At 74.5% G+C, this 19,629-nt stretch carries 17 protein-coding genes; 11 read left to right on the top strand and 6 right to left on the bottom strand.

Annotated elements, in window-relative coordinates:
- The first annotated feature begins 40 nt into the window (after positions 1 to 40).
- Positions 41 to 1,336, top strand: coding sequence for an O-acetylhomoserine aminocarboxypropyltransferase/cysteine synthase family protein (locus tag H6H00_RS27130; RefSeq protein ID WP_185718487.1), 1,296 nt, complete (start codon positions 41 to 43; stop codon positions 1,334 to 1,336).
- Entirely contained in the window at positions 1,333 to 1,818 is a 486-nt protein-coding gene (locus tag H6H00_RS27125; RefSeq protein WP_185718486.1) for a CoA-binding protein, read from the top strand. Before H6H00_RS27130 ends, H6H00_RS27125 begins: the two co-directional genes overlap by 4 nt.
- Here H6H00_RS27125 and H6H00_RS27120 read toward each other — a convergent pair.
- Together H6H00_RS27120 and H6H00_RS27115 are read right to left on the bottom strand one after the other, a co-directional pair.
- Positions 1,790 to 2,212 (bottom strand): hypothetical protein, encoded by a 423-nt coding sequence (locus H6H00_RS27120; RefSeq protein ID WP_185718485.1) that lies wholly within the window; start codon positions 2,210 to 2,212, stop codon positions 1,790 to 1,792. The genes H6H00_RS27125 and H6H00_RS27120 overlap by 29 nt on opposite strands.
- Before the next feature lie 10 nt (positions 2,213 to 2,222).
- Positions 2,223 to 3,383 carry a DUF418 domain-containing protein gene (locus H6H00_RS27115; RefSeq protein ID WP_185718484.1) on the bottom strand — a complete coding sequence of 387 codons (1,161 nt, stop codon included), beginning with the start codon at positions 3,381 to 3,383 and terminating at the stop codon, positions 2,223 to 2,225.
- A 96-nt stretch (positions 3,384 to 3,479) separates the two neighbouring features.
- Here H6H00_RS27115 and H6H00_RS27110 point away from each other — a divergent pair, with 96 nt between their 5' ends.
- Together H6H00_RS27110 and H6H00_RS27105 are read left to right on the top strand one after the other, a co-directional pair.
- Entirely contained in the window at positions 3,480 to 4,472 is a 993-nt protein-coding gene (locus H6H00_RS27110; RefSeq protein ID WP_185718483.1) for a malate dehydrogenase, read from the top strand.
- A 192-nt stretch (positions 4,473 to 4,664) separates the two neighbouring features.
- Positions 4,665 to 5,201, top strand: coding sequence for an OsmC family protein (locus tag H6H00_RS27105; protein WP_255425393.1), 537 nt, complete (start codon positions 4,665 to 4,667; stop codon positions 5,199 to 5,201).
- On the opposite strand, the gene treZ is transcribed toward H6H00_RS27105, so the two are convergent.
- Positions 5,198 to 6,937: a malto-oligosyltrehalose trehalohydrolase gene (gene treZ, locus H6H00_RS27100; protein WP_255425392.1), complete on the bottom strand. Its 1,740-nt coding sequence runs from the start codon at positions 6,935 to 6,937 to the stop codon at positions 5,198 to 5,200. The two genes, H6H00_RS27105 and treZ, sit on opposite strands and share 4 nt — an antisense overlap.
- 314 nt (positions 6,938 to 7,251) lie before the next feature.
- On the opposite strand from treZ, the gene H6H00_RS27095 reads away from it, so the two are divergent.
- Positions 7,252 to 8,112: a DUF8692 domain-containing protein gene (locus H6H00_RS27095; RefSeq protein WP_185718481.1), complete on the top strand. Its 861-nt coding sequence runs from the start codon at positions 7,252 to 7,254 to the stop codon at positions 8,110 to 8,112.
- A 45-nt stretch (positions 8,113 to 8,157) separates the two neighbouring features.
- Here H6H00_RS27095 and treY read toward each other — a convergent pair whose 3' ends face one another.
- Positions 8,158 to 10,464, bottom strand: coding sequence for a malto-oligosyltrehalose synthase (gene treY / locus H6H00_RS27090; protein WP_185718480.1), 2,307 nt, complete (start codon positions 10,462 to 10,464; stop codon positions 8,158 to 8,160).
- Between the two features lie 63 nt (positions 10,465 to 10,527).
- Between treY and H6H00_RS27085 the strand changes: the two genes are divergently transcribed.
- From H6H00_RS27085 to H6H00_RS27075, 3 genes are read left to right on the top strand one after another with little or no spacing between them, the layout of a single operon-like run.
- Positions 10,528 to 11,325, top strand: a complete 798-nt coding sequence (locus H6H00_RS27085) for an IclR family transcriptional regulator (RefSeq protein WP_255425391.1) — start codon at positions 10,528 to 10,530, stop codon at positions 11,323 to 11,325.
- The gene (locus H6H00_RS27080) at positions 11,322 to 12,554 is read left to right on the top strand and encodes an MFS transporter (RefSeq protein ID WP_185718479.1); all 1,233 of its coding nucleotides are present in this window, start codon (positions 11,322 to 11,324) and stop codon (positions 12,552 to 12,554) included. The genes H6H00_RS27085 and H6H00_RS27080 overlap by 4 nt, the downstream gene beginning before the upstream one ends.
- Positions 12,551 to 14,152, top strand: coding sequence for a thiamine pyrophosphate-dependent enzyme (locus H6H00_RS27075; RefSeq protein ID WP_221775681.1), 1,602 nt, complete (start codon positions 12,551 to 12,553; stop codon positions 14,150 to 14,152). Before H6H00_RS27080 ends, H6H00_RS27075 begins: the two co-directional genes overlap by 4 nt.
- A 1-nt stretch (position 14,153) precedes the next feature.
- On the opposite strand, the gene glgX is transcribed toward H6H00_RS27075, so the two are convergent.
- On the bottom strand, positions 14,154 to 16,322 hold the full coding sequence (gene glgX / locus H6H00_RS27070; protein WP_185718478.1) for a glycogen debranching protein GlgX: 2,169 nt from the start codon (positions 16,320 to 16,322) through the stop codon (positions 14,154 to 14,156).
- 68 nt (positions 16,323 to 16,390) lie between these two features.
- A complete protein-coding gene (locus tag H6H00_RS27065) occupies positions 16,391 to 16,852 on the bottom strand; it encodes a PPOX class F420-dependent oxidoreductase (protein ID WP_185718477.1) in 462 nt (153 codons plus the stop codon).
- A 26-nt stretch (positions 16,853 to 16,878) separates the two neighbouring features.
- On the opposite strand from H6H00_RS27065, the gene H6H00_RS27060 reads away from it, so the two are divergent.
- From H6H00_RS27060 to H6H00_RS27050, 3 genes are read left to right on the top strand one after another with little or no spacing between them, the layout of a single operon-like run.
- Entirely contained in the window at positions 16,879 to 17,304 is a 426-nt protein-coding gene (locus H6H00_RS27060; protein ID WP_185718476.1) for an HIT family protein, read from the top strand.
- 2 nt (positions 17,305 to 17,306) lie between these two features.
- Positions 17,307 to 17,921, top strand: coding sequence for a histidine phosphatase family protein (locus tag H6H00_RS27055; RefSeq protein WP_185718475.1), 615 nt, complete (start codon positions 17,307 to 17,309; stop codon positions 17,919 to 17,921).
- A 57-nt stretch (positions 17,922 to 17,978) separates the two neighbouring features.
- Positions 17,979 to 19,205: an MFS transporter gene (locus H6H00_RS27050; RefSeq protein WP_185718474.1), complete on the top strand. Its 1,227-nt coding sequence runs from the start codon at positions 17,979 to 17,981 to the stop codon at positions 19,203 to 19,205.
- The last annotated feature ends 424 nt before the right edge of the window (positions 19,206 to 19,629 follow it).

Genomic DNA, 19,629 nt, shown 5'->3' with positions numbered 1-19,629 from the left:
CGCGACGAGCACGGGCGGCTCGCAGGGCAAGATGGACGGCATGAGTGATCGGAGTTGGGGTTTCCGCACGCGCGCCGTGCACGCCGGCCACGTGCCCGACGGCACGACCGGGGCGAGGGCGGTGCCGATCTACCAGTCCACGAGCTTCGTGTTCGAGAACACCGCCGACGCGGCGAGCCTGTTCGCGCTGCAGAAGTACGGGCTGATCTACAGCCGGATCGCCAACCCGACCGTCGCGGTGCTGGAGGAGCGGCTCGCCAGCCTCGAGGGCGGGATCGGGGCCGTCGCGACCGCGTCGGGCCAGGCCGCGGAGTTCCTCACCTTCGCCGCGCTCGCCGGCGCGGGCGACCACATCGTCGCCGCGGCCGGCCTCTACGGCGGCACGATCACCCAGCTCGACGTGACGCTGCGCCGCTTCGGCGTCGACACCACGTTCGTGCCCGGGGGCGACCCGGCCGACTTCGCCGCCGCGATCCGCCCGGAGACCAAGCTCGTGTTCGCCGAGGTCGTCTCCAACCCCGGGGGCGAGGTGGCCGACCTCGCCGGGCTCGCCGACGTCGCGCACGCCGCGGGGCTGCCGCTCGTCGTCGACGCCACGATGGCCACCCCGTACCTGTGCCGCCCCATCGAGCACGGCGCCGACATCGTGATCCACAGCGCCACCAAGTTCCTCGGCGGACACGGCACGACCCTGGGCGGGGTCGTGATCGAGTCCGGCCGCTTCGACTGGGGCAACGGCAACTTCCCGATGATGACCGAGCCGATCCCGTCCTACGGCGGGCTCAACTGGTGGGGCAACTTCCAGGAGTTCGGCTTCCTCACCAAGCTCCGCGCCGAGCAGCTCCGCGACGTCGGGGCCACCCTCGCCGCGCACAGCGCGTTCCTGCTGCTCCAGGGCGTGGAGACGCTGCCGCAGCGGATGGAGGCGCACGTCGCGAACGCGCGGGCCGTCGCCGAGTGGCTGCACGCCGACCCCCGCGTCTCCTACGTGAAGTGGGCCGGGCTGCCCGACCACCCGCACCACGACCGCGCCGCGCGCTACCTGCCGCTGGGCCCGGGCGCGGTGTTCTCCTTCGGCGTGGCCGGCGGCCGCGAGGCGGGGCAGCGGTTCATCGAGTCGGTGCAGCTGTGCAGCCACCTCGCCAACATCGGCGACGCCCGCACGCTCGTCATCCACCCCGGCTCCACCACCCACCAGCAGCTCACCGACGACCAGCTGCGCGACGCGGGTGTGCCACCGGACCTGGTGCGGATCAGCGTGGGCTTGGAGGACGTCGACGACATCCTGTGGGACCTCGACCAGGCGCTCGCCGCGGCCGCGAAGGTGGCCTCATGAGCTGGGAGAACCCGACCGCGACCCGTCGCCAGCAGGTCCTGCGCGAGACGCGGTCCGTCGCGGTCGTCGGGGCGTCGCCGAACCCGGCGCGGGCCAGCAACTTCGTGGCCACCTACCTGCTGGCCAGCACCGACTACGACGTGCACTTCGTCAACCCGAACGCCACGGAGATCCTCGGGCGGCCGGTGCACAAGGCGCTGGCCGACCTCCCCGTCGTGCCCGACCTCGTCGACGTCTTCCGGCGGCCGGCGGACCTGCCCGGCGTCCTCGACGAGGTGCTCGCCCTGCCCGACGGCGTCCGCACGTTCTGGCTCCAGTTCGGCTTGTTCGACGAGGCCGTGGCCACCCGGGCCGAGGCGGCCGGGCTGGAGGTCGTGATGGACCGCTGCCTCAAGGTCGAGCACGCGCGCTTCCACGGCGGCCTGCACATCGCCGGGTTCGACACCGGCGTGATCAGCTCGCGGCGCCGCCCACCGCGGTGAGCAGGCGTACCACGACGAAGAACGGGAGCGCGACCAGCACGACGACCCAGAACGCGCTGGCCCGCCTGCGCAGCACCAGCCAGGTGCCGAGCGCGGCGAGCAGCGCCGCGACGAGCAGGCCGCCGACGACGCGGCCCAGCGCCTCCGCCGACGGCGCCGGCCCGTCGACGACGAGCACCAGCACGAGGTTCACCGCGGCCCACACGGCCGCCGCGCCGAGCGCGCGGAGGTAGCGGGTGCGGCCGCGCCCCCCGACCGGGGGCAGCGGCTCCTCGACGTGCGGCGGGTACGGCGGCGCGCCGGGCATGGGGGCGTGCGGGGCGAGGTTCGGCGGCGGCGGGGAGTAGCCGGGCGCGCCCATCCAGGACGGGCGCCCGTCGTCGGGACGTGTCATGGCCGGGACGCTACCGCCGCGCGCCGTAGACGAGCCGCTGCAGCAGCGTCTCGGCCGGCCCGCGGAGGCCGGCCCGCTCCGACGCCACCGCGACGAGCAGCACCACCAGCCAGACCCCGACGGCGACCAGCGCGGCCTCCGCGACGCCGATCCGGGCGCCGAGGCCGAGCGTCCACGCGGGCAGCAGCGCGACGAACGCGACCGACTGCGCGAGGTAGCACGACAGCGACCGCCGACCGCACGCCACCAGCGCCGCCGACACCGGCCCGGACCCGCGCAGCGTCAGCAGCCCGAACGCCGCGGCGAGCCCGGCCCCGCCCGCGAACCCGCCGACGGTGTGCAGCCCGGCCCCCGCGACCTGCAGCCCGACGCCCTGCTCGGGCCCGAGCCCGGACGCGGCGAGGGCGAAGGGCAGGCCCAGCAGCACGGCGAGCGCGACGCCGGCGACCGCGACGCGCGTCAGGAGGACGCGGTGCGCGGCCGGGTCGTCGAGCAGCCGGCGCCGGCCCGCCCAGGCCCCGAGCGCGACCATCCCGACGACGGCGACCGCCTGGACCAGCAGCCCGTTCAGCACCCACTCGATCCCGCGGAAGGCCAGGGCCCCGAGCACGTCCGGCACCGCGACCGACCGGGCGTCGGCCACCTCCTCGGGGATCGGCAGCCCGCTGAGCAGCGACAGCAGCCCGCCCACCACGATCCCGGCTCCGGTGGTCACGAGCAGCGTGCGGTCCGAGCCCGTCACCAGCGCGGTGGCCAGCGCGACCGCGACCAGGCCGTACGCACCGACGATGTCGCCGGAGAACAGCAGCACCCCGTGCGCGAACCCGATGCCGATCATGACCAGCCCGCGGCGGCGCACCAGCCCGATGACGGCCTGCGCCGGCAGCCCGAGGGCGGCCCGGCGCCACGCGAGCTGCGTGACGCCGTAGCCGAACAGCAGCGCGAACAGGGGGTACGCCCGCCCGTCGACGAGCAGCATCTGGACCAGCACGACGACCCGGTCCGGCCCGTCGAGGTCACCGGGGTAGGACCGGACGCCCGCCCCCTGCGCGTACAGGTAGGTGTGGACGTTGGCCAGCGCGATGAGCAGCAGCATCCCGCCGCGGGCCAGGTCGGGGGCGGGTGCCCGCTCCGTCGTGGGGGTCGCGCCGGGGTCGGCCGCGGTCGTCATGGGGACCACCTTCCCAGGTGTGTCGCTGCGCACTCCGGGGCGCCGGTGTGCCGCCCGTCGCGGCGCCCGCGGACGTCGAGGGCTAGATTCCCTGCCGTGTCTGCGCCTACCGCACCCGTCAACGTCGTCGTCACCGGAGCCGCCGGACAGATCGGCTACGCGCTGCTCTTCCGCATCGCGTCCGGCCAGCTGCTCGGACCGGACACTTCGGTCCGCCTGAGCCTGCTCGAGATCCCGCAGGGGGTGAAGGCCGCCGAGGGCGTCGCGCTCGAGCTCGAGGACTGCGCGTTCCCGCTGCTCGCGGGCGTCGACATCACCGACGACGCCACGAAGGCGTTCGACGGCGCCAACGTCGGCCTGCTCGTCGGCGCCCGGCCCCGCACCAAGGGCATGGAGCGCGGCGACCTGCTGGAGGCCAACGGCGGCATCTTCGCCCCGCAGGGGCGGGCGATCAACGCCGGCGCCGCCGACGACATCCGCATCCTGGTGGTCGGCAACCCGGCCAACACCAACGCGCTCATCGCCTCCGCCGCCGCACCCGACGTGCCGGCCGAGCGCTTCACCGCGATGACCCGGCTCGACCACAACCGCGCTCTCGCGCAGCTGTCCAACAAGCTCTCGGTGCCGCTGACCGACATCAAGAAGCTGACGATCTGGGGCAACCACTCGGCCACCCAGTACCCCGACCTCTACAACGCCGAGGTCAACGGCAAGTCCGCCGCCGAGCAGGTCGACGAGGCCTGGCTGCGCGACGAGTTCATCCCGCGCGTCGCCAAGCGCGGCGCCGAGATCATCGAGGTCCGCGGATCGTCGTCCGCCGCGTCGGCCGCCAACGCGGCCATCGACCACGTCCACGACTGGGTCAACGGCACCCCCGAGGGCGACTGGGTCTCCGCGGCCATCCCGTCCGACGGCTCGTACGGCGTGCCCGAGGGCATCATCTCCAGCTTCCCGGTCACCTCCGAGAACGGGGCCTGGAAGATCGTCCAGGGCCTCGACGTCAACGACTTCTCCCGCGAGCGCATCGACGCCAGCGCGCAGGAGCTCGTCGAGGAGCGCGACGCCGTGAAGGCACTCGGCCTGCTGTAGGGCGCGCCGCCCCGCCGCCCCGACCGGCCCCCGACCTCTCGACAGGTCGGGGGCCGTCCGGTAGGAAGGCCCCCGTGGCCGCCTCGCAGATCCTCGTGCGCCGGCGCCACATCGACTTCCCGCTGGTCAGCAGCTGCGCGTGTCCGGGTCCCCGCTGACCCCCGCACCCGCCCGACCACCAGGAGCGATCCCGTGTCCGTGCAGCCCCCGGCGTCCGCCACCGAGCGCGACCGGACCCTGAGCACGATCCTCGACGCCACGGGAGCCACGCTCGCCGACGACCCCGACCGGGCCGCGGTCCGGTTCCGGGCCTCCGGCACCGGCGGTGACGGCGTCCGGGCCGAGATCCGCATCGGCCGCCACAGCGTCGTCGTCGACGAGCCGCCCGCCCTCGGCGGTGCAGGCGACGCCCCCAACCCGGTGGAGAACGCCCTGGCCGGGCTGCTGTCCTGCCAGGTCGTCACCTACCGGTTCTGGGCGGTGAAGCTCGGCATCCCGCTCGAGGACATCGCCGTCGACGTCGAGGGCGACCTCGACGTCCGCGGCTTCTTCGGGCTCGACGACGCCGTGCGCCCCGGTTTCGGCGAGGTGCGCGTGACGGTCACGCTGTCCGGCCCGGCGACGCCCGAGCAGTACCGGACGCTCGCCGCCGCCGTCGACGAGCACTGCCCGGTGCTCGACCTGTTCCGCAACACCACGCCGGTGACCACGCAGCTCGTGACGAGCTAGCCCACCTGCACGATCGCGAACGACTCCGGGCGCAGGGTCAGGGCGCCGTCCTGACCCTGCACCGGCTCGCTGGCCAGCAGGATCCGGCGGACCGGGGCGTTCAGGGCGAGGGTCACGGGGTCGGGCCCGAGGTTGCAGGCCACCCGCAGCCTGCCGCGGTGCAGGACGACGGTGCGGGCGGACTCGTCGATGTCGACCTCCACCTCGTCGAGCCACGGGTCCGACAGCTCGGCCCACTCCCGGCGCAGCGCGATCAGCTGGCGGTGCACCTGGAGCAGGGTGCCGTGCGGCTCGGCGAGCTGCTCGTCCCAGTCGAGCTTCGAGTCGGTGAAGGTGCTCTCGGCGTTGGGGTCCGGCACCTCGACCTCGCCCCAGCCGTGCTCGGCGAACTCCGCGGTGCGCCCCTTCCGGACGGCCTCGCGCAGCGCGGGGTCGGGGAAGTGGGAGAAGAACTGCCACGGCGTGCGCGCGCCCCACTCCTCGCCCATGAACAGCATCGGGGTGAACGGGGAGCCGAACAGCAGCGCGGCCCCGCAGGCCAGCAGCCCGGGGGACAGCGTCTCGGTGAGCCGGTCGCCGGTGGCGCGGTTGCCGATCTGGTCGTGGTTCTGCAGGTAGGCCAGGAACCGGTGGCCGGGGACGCGGCGGGTGTCGACCGGCGCGCCGTGCAGCCGCTGCCGGAAGCTCGACCACGTGCCCTCGTGCAGGAACGCGCGGGTGAACACGTGCGCGAGGCCGGTCAGGCCCGCGGTCGCGAAGTCGGCGTAGTAGCCCTGGCCCTCGCCGGTGAGCGCGGAGTGCAGCGAGTGGTGGATGTCGTCGCACCACTGCGCGTGCAGGCCGTAGCCGCCGCCCTCGCGGGCCGTCACCAGCTTCGCGTCGTTGAGGTCGGACTCCGCGATCAGCGAGAGCGGGCGTCCGACGTGCGTCGACAGGGCCTCGACCTCGATCGCGAGCTGCTCGAGCACGTGCGTGGCGCGCTCGTCGTGCAGGGCGTGCACCGCGTCGAGGCGCAGTCCGTCGACGTGGAAGTCGCGCAGCCACATCAGCGCGTTCTCGACGACGAAGCGGCGGACGGGCTCGGAGTGCGCCTTGTCGAGGTTGACCGACGGGCCCCAGATGTTGCTGCCGGAGAAGTACGGCGCGAACCGGTCGAGGTAGGCGCCCGACGGGCCGAGGTGGTTGTAGACGACGTCGAGCACGACGCCCATCCCGCGGACGTGGCAGGCGTCGACGAACCGCTTGAACGCGTCCGGGCCCCCGTAGTTCTCGGTGACCGCGTACCAGCCGACGCCGTCGTAGCCCCAGTTGCGCGGCCCGTCGACGGCGTTGACCGGCAGCACCTCGACCATGTCGATGCCCAGGGCGACGAGGTGGTCGAGCTTGCCGATCGCCGCGTCGAACGTGCCGTCGGGGGTGAACGTGCCGATGTGCAGCTCGTAGAGGACGCTGCCCGGCAGCGCGCGGCCGGTCCACATGCGGTCCTGCCAGCGGTGCCCGGCCTCGTCGTAGACGCGGGACGCCCCGTGCACCCCGGTCGGCTGCCAGCGCGAGCGGGGGTCGGGCAGCGGCGTCTCGTCGTCGTCGAGGAGGAACGCGTACGCCGTGCCGGGGCCGGCCGAGTCGACGGCGGCGCGCCACCAGCCCGCCCCGTCCCGGGTCATCGGGTGGGGCGCCCCGTCGACGAGCACGCGTACCTGGTTGCGGTGCGGGGCCCACACCTCGAAGTCGGTCACGGGGCTGAATCCTTCCAGGCGACCTCCGGCGACGCACGGCCTGCCGCGAGCGTCACTCCGCGTACGCCACCAGCCCGTCCGCGGTGCGGACCAGCACGCCGCCGGGCAGCGGCGCCGCGCCGGAGACCGGCCCCGTCGTGATCCGCCGGCGGAAGGCCGTGATCGACACGCCGGGGACGGTAATGACCGGTGACGCAGCGACACCTCCGGAGAACTACGGGTGAGCACCACCGGACGCCCGTCATCCGGGAGTCGGTCACGGGCCTCCTGATGTTCACCCATACGATGCCCGGTAGAGCGCACCGGGAGGACGCATGGCGGGACACCGACGCGGGCAGGACGGCGAGCCCCGCCCGGACGGCGGGTGGCGCGCCCTGGCACCCCGACTGCCCCGCGCGTTGGTGATCACGGCGTTCGTGCTCGGCGCGCTCAGCATCGGCCTGCCCAACATCGCCCCGGGTGTCGACGTCATGGCCGCCCCCGGCTCCCCGGTGCGGTTGTTCTTCGGCGTCTCCGAGGAGATGAACCTCCCGACGTTCTTCAGCGTCATGACGTTCCTCGCCGCGGCCGGAGCCCTCGCGCTGGCCGGTGTGCTGGTCGGGGGACGGCTGCGCGCACCGTTCCTGGTGACGGCCGGGTTGTTGGCGCTGCTCGCGTTCGACGACTTCGCGGCGCTGCACGAGCGCCTCAAGGCGCTGGGCGAGCTGATGGCCGACCGGGACCTCGGCGTGTTCGAGTACGCCTGGGTGCTGCCGGGTGCCGTCATCGGCGCCGGGGTGGTGTGGGCGTTCTGGCGCCTGGCCACCCGGCTGGGCGGTGCCCCCCGGCGCGACCTGCTGGTCGGGATCGCGGTGTTCTTCGTCGCGGCGCTGGGGCTGGAGACCGTCAACGGGTTCCTCGACCGCCCCGGCACCGACGGGATGCCGCTGCAGATCGGCACGCACGTCGAGGAGATCACCGAGAACCTCGGGATGATCCTCGTGCTGCGCGGTGCGCTGTCGCTGCTGGAGGTCCGGCGGTCGCGCGGCGGGGTCGCCCTGCGGGTGGCCGACCGGTCCCTGGTGGCCGGCGACCCGCCCGGGGACGAGGCGCAGGCCCCCGCTCCGGTGCCGCCGGTCGTGGCCGACGACGCGGCCGTCACCGACCGGCTGCCCGTGGTGTCGGCCCGTCGCTGACCGTCCCCGGCGCCGTCCCTCCGCCGCGGGACGGCGCCGGAGGGCTCAGGCCGGGCGCACCAGCAGCGCCACCGGGTAGCGCGCGAGCAGCGTCGCCAGCGCCGGTGCGGAGCCCTCGACCGCGGTGCCGGTGACGACGTCGACCCAGTCGCCCGCGGCGTCGGGGAGCGGGAGCACGGTGTCGCCCCAGCCGCCGCGCGCGGCGAGCCCGACCGGCAGCCGCGTCGCGACCGCCACCAGCGACGACGAGCGGGCGAACGCGACCGCGTGGGCGGCGGCGGGGCCCTGGGCGGGCACCGCGCGGTAGCCGTCGAACACCTCGGGGCGGTCGCGGCGCAGCCGCAGGGCCCGTGCGGTGACCAGCAGCTTCGCCGCCCCGTCGGCGTCGACGTCGGGGAGCGCGCCCCCGTCGAGCCCGGCGAGCAGGTCGCGCCGGACGGCCCAGTCGACCGGGCGGCGGTTGTCCGGGTCGACCAGCGAGTACTCGAACAGCTCGGTGCCCTGGTAGACGTCGGGCACGCCGGGCCCGGCGATCTGCAGCAGCTTCTGACCCAGCGAGTTCGACCGGCCCGGCCCGGAGACGCGCGCGACGAACTCCTCGATCTCGGCGACCAGCGCGGCGTCACCGAGCACGGCGGCTGGCCACGCGGCGACGGCCTCGTCGACCTCGGCCACCGCCTCGACGTGGCTGGTGACGAGCTTGGCCTCCTTGGAGGCCTTGCCCAGGTAGGACGCCAGCCGCTCCTCCGAGATGGGCCAGGCGCCGACCAGGTTCTGCCAGGCCAGCAGGTCGAGCGAGGGGTCGGGCAGCGGGTGCGCGGCCGACCAGCGGCGGAACCGGTCGGCCCACTCGCCGGGGATCTCGGCGAGCACGGCGAGCCGGGCGCGGACGTCCTCGGAGCGCTTCGCGTCGTGCGTCGACAGCGTGGTCATCGTGGCGGGCCAGGACGCCTCGCGGACGGCGAGGGCGGTGTGCAGCTCGCCGGGGGAGACCCCGAACCGCGACGGGTCGCCGCCGACCTCGTTGAGGGCGACGAACCGGTTCCAGCGGTAGAACGCCGTGTCCTCGACGCCCTTCGCCATGACCATCCCGGACGTCTGCTGCACGCGGGTGGCGAGCTCGCCCGCGGGCTCGGCGAGCATCGTCGCGCGGATCGCGTCGAGGACGTCGGCGAGGTCGGGGCGGTGGGTGCGGGCGACGGAGACGGCGACGTCGAGGGAGTCGCGGCCCTCCGGCAGGTAGGAGCGGTAGACCGGGAACCCGCACAGCAGCTCGGCGACGGCGTCACGGGTGCGGTCGGTGTCGCCGGGCACGAGCCCGGCGATCCGGCGCACCTCGGCGGCCAGGATCGTGCCCGCCACCTCGCGGCGGGCGTCGTGCTCCGCGCCGTGCAGGCTCTGCCGCCCTCCGGTGTGCTCGGCGGCGAGCTGGGTGAGCAGGCCGGCGCCGTCGGGGTCGACGAACACGCCCTGCACCTCGCGCAGCGCCTCGTAGCCCGACGTCCCGTCGACCGGCCACGACGGCGGCAGGTCCTCGCCGACGCCGAGGATCTTCTCGACGAGCAGCCAGCGGTCCGGCCCGATGGCCGCGCGCAGGCGGCGCATGTAGGCGCCGGGGTCGGACAGGCCGTCGGGGTGGTCGACGCGGATCCCGTCGACGTCACCGGCGTCGACCCAGCGCAGCACCTCGCGGTGGGTCTTCTCGAAGATCTCCGGGATCTCGACGCGCACCGCGGCGAGCGTGGAGACGTCGAAGAAGCGGCGGTAGGTCAGCTCGGCGGCGCCGCGCTTCCAGTTCACGAGCCGGTAGTGCTGCCGCTCGTGCACCTCCTGCGGGGTGCCCCCGCCCGTGCCGGGGGCGATCGGGAAGGCGTGCTCGTAGTAGCGCAGCTCGTCGCCCTCGACCGCCAGGTCGTCGAGCGAGTCGTCGCCCAGGACGGGGAGCAGGATCGGCCCGGCGTCCCAGTCGACGTCGAACGTGGCCGCGTGCTCGGAGTCGCGGCCCAGCCGCAGCACGTCCCACCACCACGGGTTGGCCTTCGGCACGTCCACGCCGACGTGGTTGGGCACGATGTCCAGCACGAACCCGAGCCCTGCCGCGCGCACGGCGTCGACGAGCCGGCGCCGGCCCTCCTCGCCGCCGCGCTCGGCCGAGACGCGCGTGGGGTCGACGACGTCGTAGCCGTGGTTGGAGCCCGCCCCGGACTCCAGCAGCGGCGACGCGTAGAGCGCGCCGATCCCGAGGGCGTCGAGGTAGGGGAGCAGGCCGACCGCGTCGTCGAAGGTGGTGTCCTTCGAGAACTGCAGCCGGTAGGTGGACGACGGGGCCGCTGTTCTCCGAGCATCTGGCACGCGCAGGAACCTAGCCGACGACCCCCTCCCCGGCCGGGCGAGCGGGCCCTACTGTCGGCGGACGTGAGCCCCGCCACGCGGTCGGTGCTCGGCCGGGGCCTGGCCGTGCTCGGCACGTTCACCCCGGACCGCCCCGAGCAGACGCTGCGCGCGATCGCGCAGGCGTCCGGGCTGCCGTCGGCCACGGCGTACCGGCTGGTGGCGGAGCTGGTCGGGTGGGGTGCGCTGGAGCGGGTGGCCCGCGGCCGGTACCGGGTCGGGATGCGGCTGTGGGAGATCGGGTCGCTCGCGCCGGTCGCCCGCGGCCTGCGCGACGCCGCGCTCCCCGTCCTGCAGGACCTGTGCGCGGTCACCGGGTACCCGGTGCACCTGGTCGTCCTCGACGGCACCCACGCCCTGTTCCTGGAGCGGCTGGCCGGGCACACCCGGCTGGAGCTGCGCTCGCAGGTGGGCAAGCGCCTGCCGCTGCACGCCAGCGGGCCGGGGAAGGTCCTGCTCGCCCACGCGCCGCCCGACGTCCTGGACGCGGTCCTGGCCGGCGGGCTGCCGCGCGTCGCGTCGGGCACCATCACCGACCCGGGCCGCCTCACCGCCGCGCTGGCGGAGATCCGGCGCACCGGGCACTGCCTCTCGCGCGAGGAGATGACCGACGGGGCGGCGTCGGTCGCCGCGCCGGTCGTGGGGCCGGCGGGGGAGGTGCTGGCCGGGATCTCGGTGGTGGTGCCGAGCGACACCGAGAACCTGGCGCTGCTGGTCCCGGCCGTGCGGATGGCGGCGACGGCGGTGTCGCGCTCGCTCTTCACTGAGTGGGAACGCCCCCTGACGCCGGACCGCGGCGGGGGTCACACTCCCGGACCATGACGACGGAGTCGGCGGCGCGTACGCAGGTGGGAGCGGGGTGGGTGCGGCCCCTGTGCTGGGCGGCGGTGGCCCTGGAGGGCTACGACATTGTCGTGCTGGGGGTGGTGCTGCCGTCCCTGCTGAGGAGCGACTGGGGCCTCGACCCGAACTCGGGCGCCCTGATCTCGGTGGTCGGGCTGCTCGGGATCATGGTCGGCGCGCTGGCGATCGGTCCGGTCGCCGACCTCATCGGGCGGCGGCGCACCATGCTGCTCACCGTCGTCGGGTTCTCGGTGCTGACGCTGGCGTGCGCCTTCGCCCCCGGCCCCGAGGTCTTCGGGCTGCTGCGGTTCCTGGCCGGGCTCGGACTCGGCGGGGTGCTGCCGGTGGCGCTCGCGATGGTCAACGAGTACGCGCCGCCCGGCGGCTCCGGCAGTGCCACCACCGTCCTGATGACCGGGTACCACGTCGGTGCCGTCGCGACCGCGCTGCTCGGGATCGCGGTGATCCCGGTCTGGGGCTGGGAGGCGATGTTCGTGCTCGGCGCCCTGCCCGCGATCGTGCTGGTGCCCCTGCTGTGGCGGTTCCTGCCCGAGTCCGTCGACTTCCTGCGCGCCCGCGGGGCGGGGGCCTCCGCGGCCGTCGAGGCCCCGGCGCCGGCCAACCCGGTGCGCGCCCTGTTCCGCGACGGCTACCTGCGCGCCACGGTCGCGTTCTGGGTGACCTCGATCATGGGCCTGCTGCTCGTCTACGGGCTCAACACCTGGCTGCCGCAGATCATGATCTCCGCGGGCTACGAGCTGGACGCCTCGCTGGCCCTGCTGCTCACGCTCAACGCGGGCGCCGTGATCGGCCTGCTCGTGGCGGGCCGGGTCGCCGACCGCATCGGCACCCGCCTCGCGACGGTCACCTGGTTCGCCCTCGGCGCCCTGTTCCTGGCCCTGTTGAGCGTCCGGCTGCCCGGCATCGGGGTGTACGTCAGCGTGCTGCTGGCCGGGATCTTCGTGTTCAGCGCGCAGGTGCTCTGCTACGCCTTCGTCGGGCAGCACTACCCGGCGGCGGTGCGCGGCACGGCGCTGGGCAGCGTCAGCGGGGTGGGCCGGATCGGCGCGATCGCCGGTCCGCTGATCGGCGGCGCGCTGCTCACCGCCGGGATCGCCTACCCCTGGGGCTTCTACATCTTCGCGGGCGTGGCGGCGGTCGGGGCCGTCTCCGTCGCCGCCGTCGTCGGCGGGGGGCGGAAGGCGTGACCCGCACCGTCCGCGACGCGACCTTCGACGTCCTGCGCCGCCACGGGCTGACCACGGTCTTCGCCAACCCCGGGTCGACCGAGATCACCCTGCTCACCGGCCTCCCGCCGGACCTGGAGTTCGTGCTCGCCCTGCACGAGGGCTCGGTGGTGGGCATCGCCACCGGCTGGGCCACCGCGCACGACCGGCCCGCGCTGGCCGTGCTGCACACCACGGCCGGGCTGGGCAACGCGGTCGGCGCGCTGGCCACCGCCCGGGTCAACCGGGTGCCGCTGGTGGTCCTCGTCGGCCAGCAGGACCGTCGCCATCTCGCGTACCGACCGTTCCTCGCGGGCGACCTCGACGGGCTCGCCGGGAGCCACCCCGTGTGGGTCGGGCGGCCCGAGCGCCCCCAGGACGTGCCGGGGATGGTCGCGCGGGCCCGGCACGAGGCGGTGACCGGCCGCGGGCCGGCCCTGGTGATCGTGCCGAGCGACGACTGGGCCGCCCCCGCCGACGACGAGGAGCACCCGGCGCCGACGGTGCTGCGGCACGCCGGCGCCGCGGACCCGGACGCGGTGGCCGAGCTGGCCGCGCTCGTCGACGACGCGGACGCCCCGGCGCTGGTGGTGGGGGCGGACGCCGACCACCCCGCCACCTGGGCGGCGCTGGTCGCGCTGGCGGAGCGGCTGGGCTGCCCGGTGTGGCAGGAGCCGTTCGCGGCGCGCGCCGGCTTCCCGCAGGACCACCCGCGCTTCGCCGGGCACCTCCCCGCCGGCCGCGCCCGGTTGCGGGCGGCGCTGGCCGGACACGACCTCGTGCTCGCCGTGGGCGCGCCGGTGCTGCGCCAGTACCCGTTCGAGCCGGGGCCGCTCGTCGGGCCCGGCACCCGGGTCGCGCTGGTCACCGACGACGCGGAGGACGCCCACCACAGCGTCGCCGACCTCGCCCTGCTGGCCCCGCCCGCCGCGGTGTGCCGGGCGCTCGCGACGGCCGTGCGGGCCCGGGCGGCCACGCCGGTGGCGGGCCCGGACCGCACGGCGCCCGCACCGCCCGGACCGGGGGAGGAGCTGCGCGCCGGGCACGTGCTCGCCGCGCTGGCCGCGCGCCTGCCCGCGGAGTCGGTGGTGGTGGAGGAGACCCCGTCGAGCCGCCCCGACCTGCACCGGCTGCTGCCCGCCCGCCGGCCGCTGGGCTTCCTCAGCGCCGCGATGGGCGGGCTCGGGTTCGCGCTGCCCGCCGCGGTCGGCGTGCGGATGGCCCGGCCGGGGACTCCGGTCGTCGCCGTCGTGGGGGACGGGTCCTCGCTGTACGCGATCCAGGCCCTGTGGACCGCGGCCCACTACGGGGTGGGGGTGCTGGTCGTCGTGCTCGCCAACGGCCGCTACGCGGTGATGGACCGGCTCGCCGAGCAGCACGGCGGTCGCGCCCCCTGGCCGGCCTTCACCGAGGTCAGCGTGTCCGGGCTGGCCACGGCGCTGGGCTGCCCGGCCCGGCGCGTCGAGGACCACGACGACCTGCTCGCGGTCCTCGACGCCGAGGTGCCCGGCCTCGGCACCCGGCGCACCCCGCTCGTGCTGGAGGTGGCCGTGGTGCCCGACGCGGGTTTCGCGCCCTAGCTCACGGGCCCTCGGTGCGCTGGAACACCACCAGCGAGCGGGCCGTGACCCGGTAGGTGGCCCCGGCCGCGACCGTCTGCGGCTCGGACGGGGGCATCCCGGGAGCCGTGGCGAGCGTCGTGACCAGCCCGGAGGTCGTGTCGACCACCACGGCCCACTGCGAGCCGTAGTCGGTGCCGGGCAGCACGACGTCGATGTCCTCGTAGTGGGCGTTGAGGGCGATGACGAAGGAGTCGTCGACGACCCGCTCGCCGCGCGCGTCGACGTCGAAGATGGCGTCGCCGTTGAGGAACACCGTGACGCACTTGCCGAAGCCGGAGTCCCAGTCGCCCTCGGTCATCTCCTCGCCGGTGGGGGTGAACCAGGCGATGTCGGGCAGCGCGGCCGCCGGGTCGGAGCGCCGCCGGGGCGCGATCGGCCGGCCGGCGAAGAACCGGCGCCGCCGGAACACCGGGTGCGCGTGCCGCAGCGCGACCATGCCCGCGGTGAACCCGATCAGCGGCGCGTTCTTCGTGGCCAGCGACCAGTCGACCCAGGCGATCTCGCTGTCCTGGCAGTAGACGTTGTTGTTGCCGTTCTGGGTGCGGCCCAGCTCGTCGCCGTGCAGCAGCATCGGCACGCCCTGGCTGATCAGCATCGTGGCGATGATGTTGCGCTGCTGCCGCGCGCGCAGCTCCAGCACGCCCGCGTCGTCGGTGGGGCCCTCGACGCCGCAGTTCCACGACCGGTTGTGGCTCTCGCCGTCGTTGTTGTCCTCGCCGTTGGCCTCGTTGTGCTTCTCGTTGTAGGAGACCAGGTCGTTGAGGGTGAACCCGTCGTGCGCGGTGACGAAGTTGATCGAGGCGAACGGGCGGCGGCCGTCGTTCTGGTAGAGGTCGGAGCTGCCGGTGAGGCGCTGGGCGAACTCGCCGAGCGTGCCGGGCTCGCCGCGCCAGAAGTCGCGGACGGTGTCGCGGTACTTGCCGTTCCACTCGGTCCACAGGGGCGGGAAGTTGCCGACCTGGTACCCGCCGGGGCCGACGTCCCACGGCTCCGCGATGAGCTTGGCCTGGCTGATCACCGGGTCCTGCTGCACGAGGTCGAAGAACACGCTCAGCCGGTCGACGTCGTAGAACTCGCGGGCCAGGGTGGACGCCAGGTCGAACCGGAACCCGTCGACGTGCATCTCGGTGACCCAGTAGCGCAGCGAGTCCATGATCAGCTGCAGGGTGTGCGGGTTGCGGACGTTGAGCGAGTTGCCGGTGCCCGTGTAGTCCATGTAGTAGCGCGGGTCGTCCTCGACGACGCGGTAGTACGCGTGATTGTCGATGCCGCGCATGGACAGCGTGGGGCCCCGGTCGTTGCCCTCCGCGGTGTGGTTGTAGACCACGTCGAGGATCACCTCGATGCCCGCGTCGTGCAGGTCGCGGACCATGGCCTTGAACTCCTGCACCTGGTTGCCGGGGCGGTTGTTGCCCATGGCGTAGGCGTGGTGCGGGGCCAGGAAGGCGACGGTGTTGTAGCCCCAGTAGTTGGACAGCCCCTTCTCCTGGAGGTGGTGGTCGTTGAGGAACTCGTGCACCGGCATGAGCTCGACGGCCGTGACGCCCAGGTTCTTCAGGTGCTCGATCATCGCCGGGTGCGCGAGGCCGGTGTAGGTGCCGCGCAGCGCCTCGGGGATGTCGGGGTGGGCGATCGTCAGCCCGCGGACGTGCGCCTCGTAGATGACCGACTCGTTGTACGGGATCTTCGGCGGCCGGTCGGAGCCCCAGTCGAAGAACGGGTTGACCACGACGGACTTGGGCACGAACGGCGCGGAGTCGGCGTCGTTGCGCGCGTCCGGGTCGTCGAACGGGTAGCCGAACACGGCCTCGTCCCACTTCACCGGGCCGTCGAGGGCCTTGGCGTAGGGGTCGATGAGCAGCTTGTTCGGGTTGCAGCGCAGGCCCTGGTTCGGGTCGTGCGGGCCGTGCACCCGGAACCCGTAGCGCTGCCCGGGCTCCACGGTGGGGAGGTAGCCGTGCCAGACGAAGCCGTCGACCTCGGTGAGCGGCACCTTCTCCTCGGTGCCCGCCTCGTCGAACAGGCAGAGCTCGACCCGCTCGGCGACCTCGGAGAACAGGGCGAAGTTCGTGCCCGCGCCGTCGTAGGTGGCACCCAGGGGATAGGCGTGACCCGGCCACGGCCGCATGTGGTTCTCGCAATCGATTCGGTGGGGGACGACGGCGCGAGGTTACCGGGACGGGCCGACGCCCTGCCTCACGCGAGCCGCGCGGGGAACCCTCCGGTGGCGATCGGGCTCCACCGGGTCGGGGTGATCCGGATCAGCGCCTTGCCCTGGTCGACCATCGCCCGCCGGTACTCGTCCCAGTCGGAGTGCTCGCCGGAGATCGAGCGGAAGTAGTCGACGAGCGGCTCCACCGCGTCGGGCAGCTCGATCAGCTCGGCGTCGCCGTCCACCTGCACCCACGCCCCGTCGAACTCCTCGGACAGCACGACGACCGAGGCCTTCCCGTGCCGGGCGACGTTGCGCGACTTGGCGCGCTCCGGGTAGGTCGCGATGACGATCCGGCCCTCGGGGTCGACACCGGAGGTGACCGGGGAGCCCTGCCAGGACCCGTCGTTGCGGGGTGTCATGAGGATCACGTGGTGGCGGGGGCGGAGGAACTCCGTGAGCTCCGCGCGGTCGACGGTCGTGTTCGTCGCGATGGTTCTGGCCATGATCCCCACGTTAGTGTGTGCCTCCTATGACCACCGTGTTCACGAAGATCATCGACGGCGACCTCCCCGGGCGCTTCGTCTGGGCCGACGACCTCGCCGTCGGCTTCCTCTCGATCAACCCGCTCGCCCCCGGGCACACGCTCGTCGTGCCGCGGGCCGAGGTCGACCACTGGGTCGACGCCGACCCCGCGCTCCTCGCGCACCTCACGTCGGTCGCGCACGCGATCGGCGAGGCCGTGCGCACCGTGTACTCCCCGCCGCGCGTCGGGCTGCTCGTCGCCGGGTTCGAGGTCCCGCACCTGCACCTGCACGTGTTCCCGGCCGGCGACATGGCCGCGTTCGACTTCGCGAACGCCGCCGCCACCGTCGACGCCGCCGAGCAGGACGGCCACCGCGACGCGCTGCGGGCCGCGCTGCGCGACGCGGGCCACTCCGCGCACGTCCCGGCCTGACGGTGCAGCTGGTACTGGTCCGCCACGCCCTGCCCGAGCGCGTCGACGGCGCCGCCGGCGGGGTCGCCGACCCGCCGCTCACCCCGCTGGGGCTGGAGCAGGCGCACCGCGTCGTCGACGCCGTCGGCCCCGAGGTGGAGGCGCTCTACTCCAGCCCGATGGCCCGGGCCCGCGCCACCGCCGCGCCGCTCGCGGCCGCGCTGGGCGTCGAGCCGGTGCTCGTCGACGACCTGCGCGAGTACGACGCCGACGCCGCGCACTACGTGCCGGTGCACGAGATGCCGGTCGTCGACCCGGCGGGCTGGCAGCGGATCGTCGACGGGCTGCTGCCCGAGGGCGTCGACGTCGCGGAGTTCACCGGCCGGGTCGCCGCCGCGCTGGAGCGGATCATCGCCGACCACCCGGGCCGCGGCACCGTCGTGGTCGTCGCGCACGCGGGCGTCGTCAACTGCTGGCTCGCGCACCTGCTCGGCATCGACCGCCCGCTCGCGTTCCCGCTGGACTACACCGGGATCAGCCGTGTGCTCGCCGTGCGCGACGGGCGCAGGCTGGTGCGCACGGTCAACGAGATCGCGCACGTCGCCGACCTGCTGACCCGGACGGCGGGCAGCGACTGAGCCGCGTCCGACATGACGCGGGGCGTACGGGTGCCTACGCTCGGTCCGGGGGTACCGATGACGGACAGGACGCTGCGGCAGGTCTTCGCGGTGCGGGAGTACCGCACGGTGTGGCTGGCCGATCTGCTCTCCGTCGCGGGCGACCAGCTCGCGCGGGTGGCGCTGGCCGTGCTCGTCTACGGGCGCACCGGGTCGGCGGCCTGGGCGGCGGCCACCTACGCGCTGACGTTCCTGCCCGCGATCGTCGGCGGCGTGCTCCTGTCCGGGGTCGCCGACCGCTTCCCGCGCCGCGAGGTCCTCGTCGTCACCGACGTCGCGCGGGCCGCGCTGGTCGGGGTGATGGCGGTCCCGCAGGTGCCGCTGCCGGTGCTGTGCGGGCTGCTCGTGCTCGTCGTGCTGCTCGGCGCCCCGCACACCGCGGCCCGGGGGGCGCTGCTGCCCGACCTGCTGCCCGGCGACCTCTACGAGCGCGGCCTCGCCGTCGCGCAGATCACCGGCCAGACCGCCCAGGTCGTGGGGTTCGCCGCCGGGGGCCTGCTCGTCGCGGCGGTCAGCCCGTCCGCGGCGCTCGCGCTGAACGCGGTGACGTTCCTCGTCGCGGGCGCGCTGTTCCGGTTCGGGCTCGCGCGGCGGCCCCGGGCCGACGGGACGCCGCGGACCGGGGCCCGCGACCTGCTCGCCGGGATCACCGACGTCGTCGCCGACCCGCGGCGGCGCGCACTCGTCCTGCTCGTCTGGATGGTCGGCCTCTACGTGGTGCCCGAGGCGCTGGCCGCGCCGTACGCCGCCCAGATCGGGGCCGGCCCGGCCGTCGTCGGGCTGCTGATGGCCGCCGACCCGCTGGGCAGCGTGCTCGGCGCGTGGCTGTTCGTGCGGTTCGTGTCGCCGGCGCGGCGAGCGCGCCTGATCGGCGTGCTCGCCGTCGCCGCCGGCGTCCCTCTGCTGTTCACCGTCCTGGTCCCGGGGGTCCCGGTCGCGCTCCTGCTGTTCGGCGTGTCCGGCATGGCGTCGACGGCGTACGTCATGCAGGCCCAGGCGTCGTTCGTCCGGGCCACCCCCACCGCGATCCGCGGCCGGGCCATCGGCGTCGCCGCCTCCGGCATCGTCGCGGGTCAGGGTGTCGCCGTGCTGGCCGGTGGCCTGCTCGCCGATCTCTGGACCCCTTCGACGGCGATCGCCGTCTGCGGGGCCGCGGGTGTGGCGATCGCGCTCGGCGGGGCGCTCGCGTGGCGGTCCGCCTCGGCGGACGACCACGTCGGGCGGCCCCTGCCGGCCGCCGCCTGACCGTCTCAGTTCCAGTCCTTGCCCATGGGGGGTCCTTTCGGGTTGTGGGGTGTGGGGTGGTGGGGGTCAGTTCCAGTCCTTGCCCATGAGGCGGTCCTTTCGGGTTGTGGGGTGTGGGGTGGTGGGGGTCAGTTCCAGTCCTTGCCCATGAGGCGGTCCTTTCGGGTTGTGGGGTGTGGGGTGGTGGGGGTCAGTTCCAGTCCTTGCCCATGAGGCGGTCCTTTCCGGTTGTGGGGTGCGGGGTCGTCGGCTCAGTTCCAGTCCTTGCCCATTTCCCCTCCTTTCCCGTGCTCGACGTCGATCGCGGGTGCAGGGGTTCAGTTCCAGTCCTTGCCGGTCACGGGCGTCTCCTTCCTGGTCGGGGCCGTCGGGGTCGTCGCTCCCGGCTCCGGTCGCGCCGTCCGCGGATGGTCGGACGCGCCCG

This window comes from Pseudonocardia petroleophila, from assembly GCF_014235185.1.
GTDB classification, from domain to species: domain Bacteria; phylum Actinomycetota; class Actinomycetes; order Mycobacteriales; family Pseudonocardiaceae; genus Pseudonocardia; species Pseudonocardia petroleophila.
This window is presented reverse-complemented; position numbering and strand designations above follow the sequence as displayed.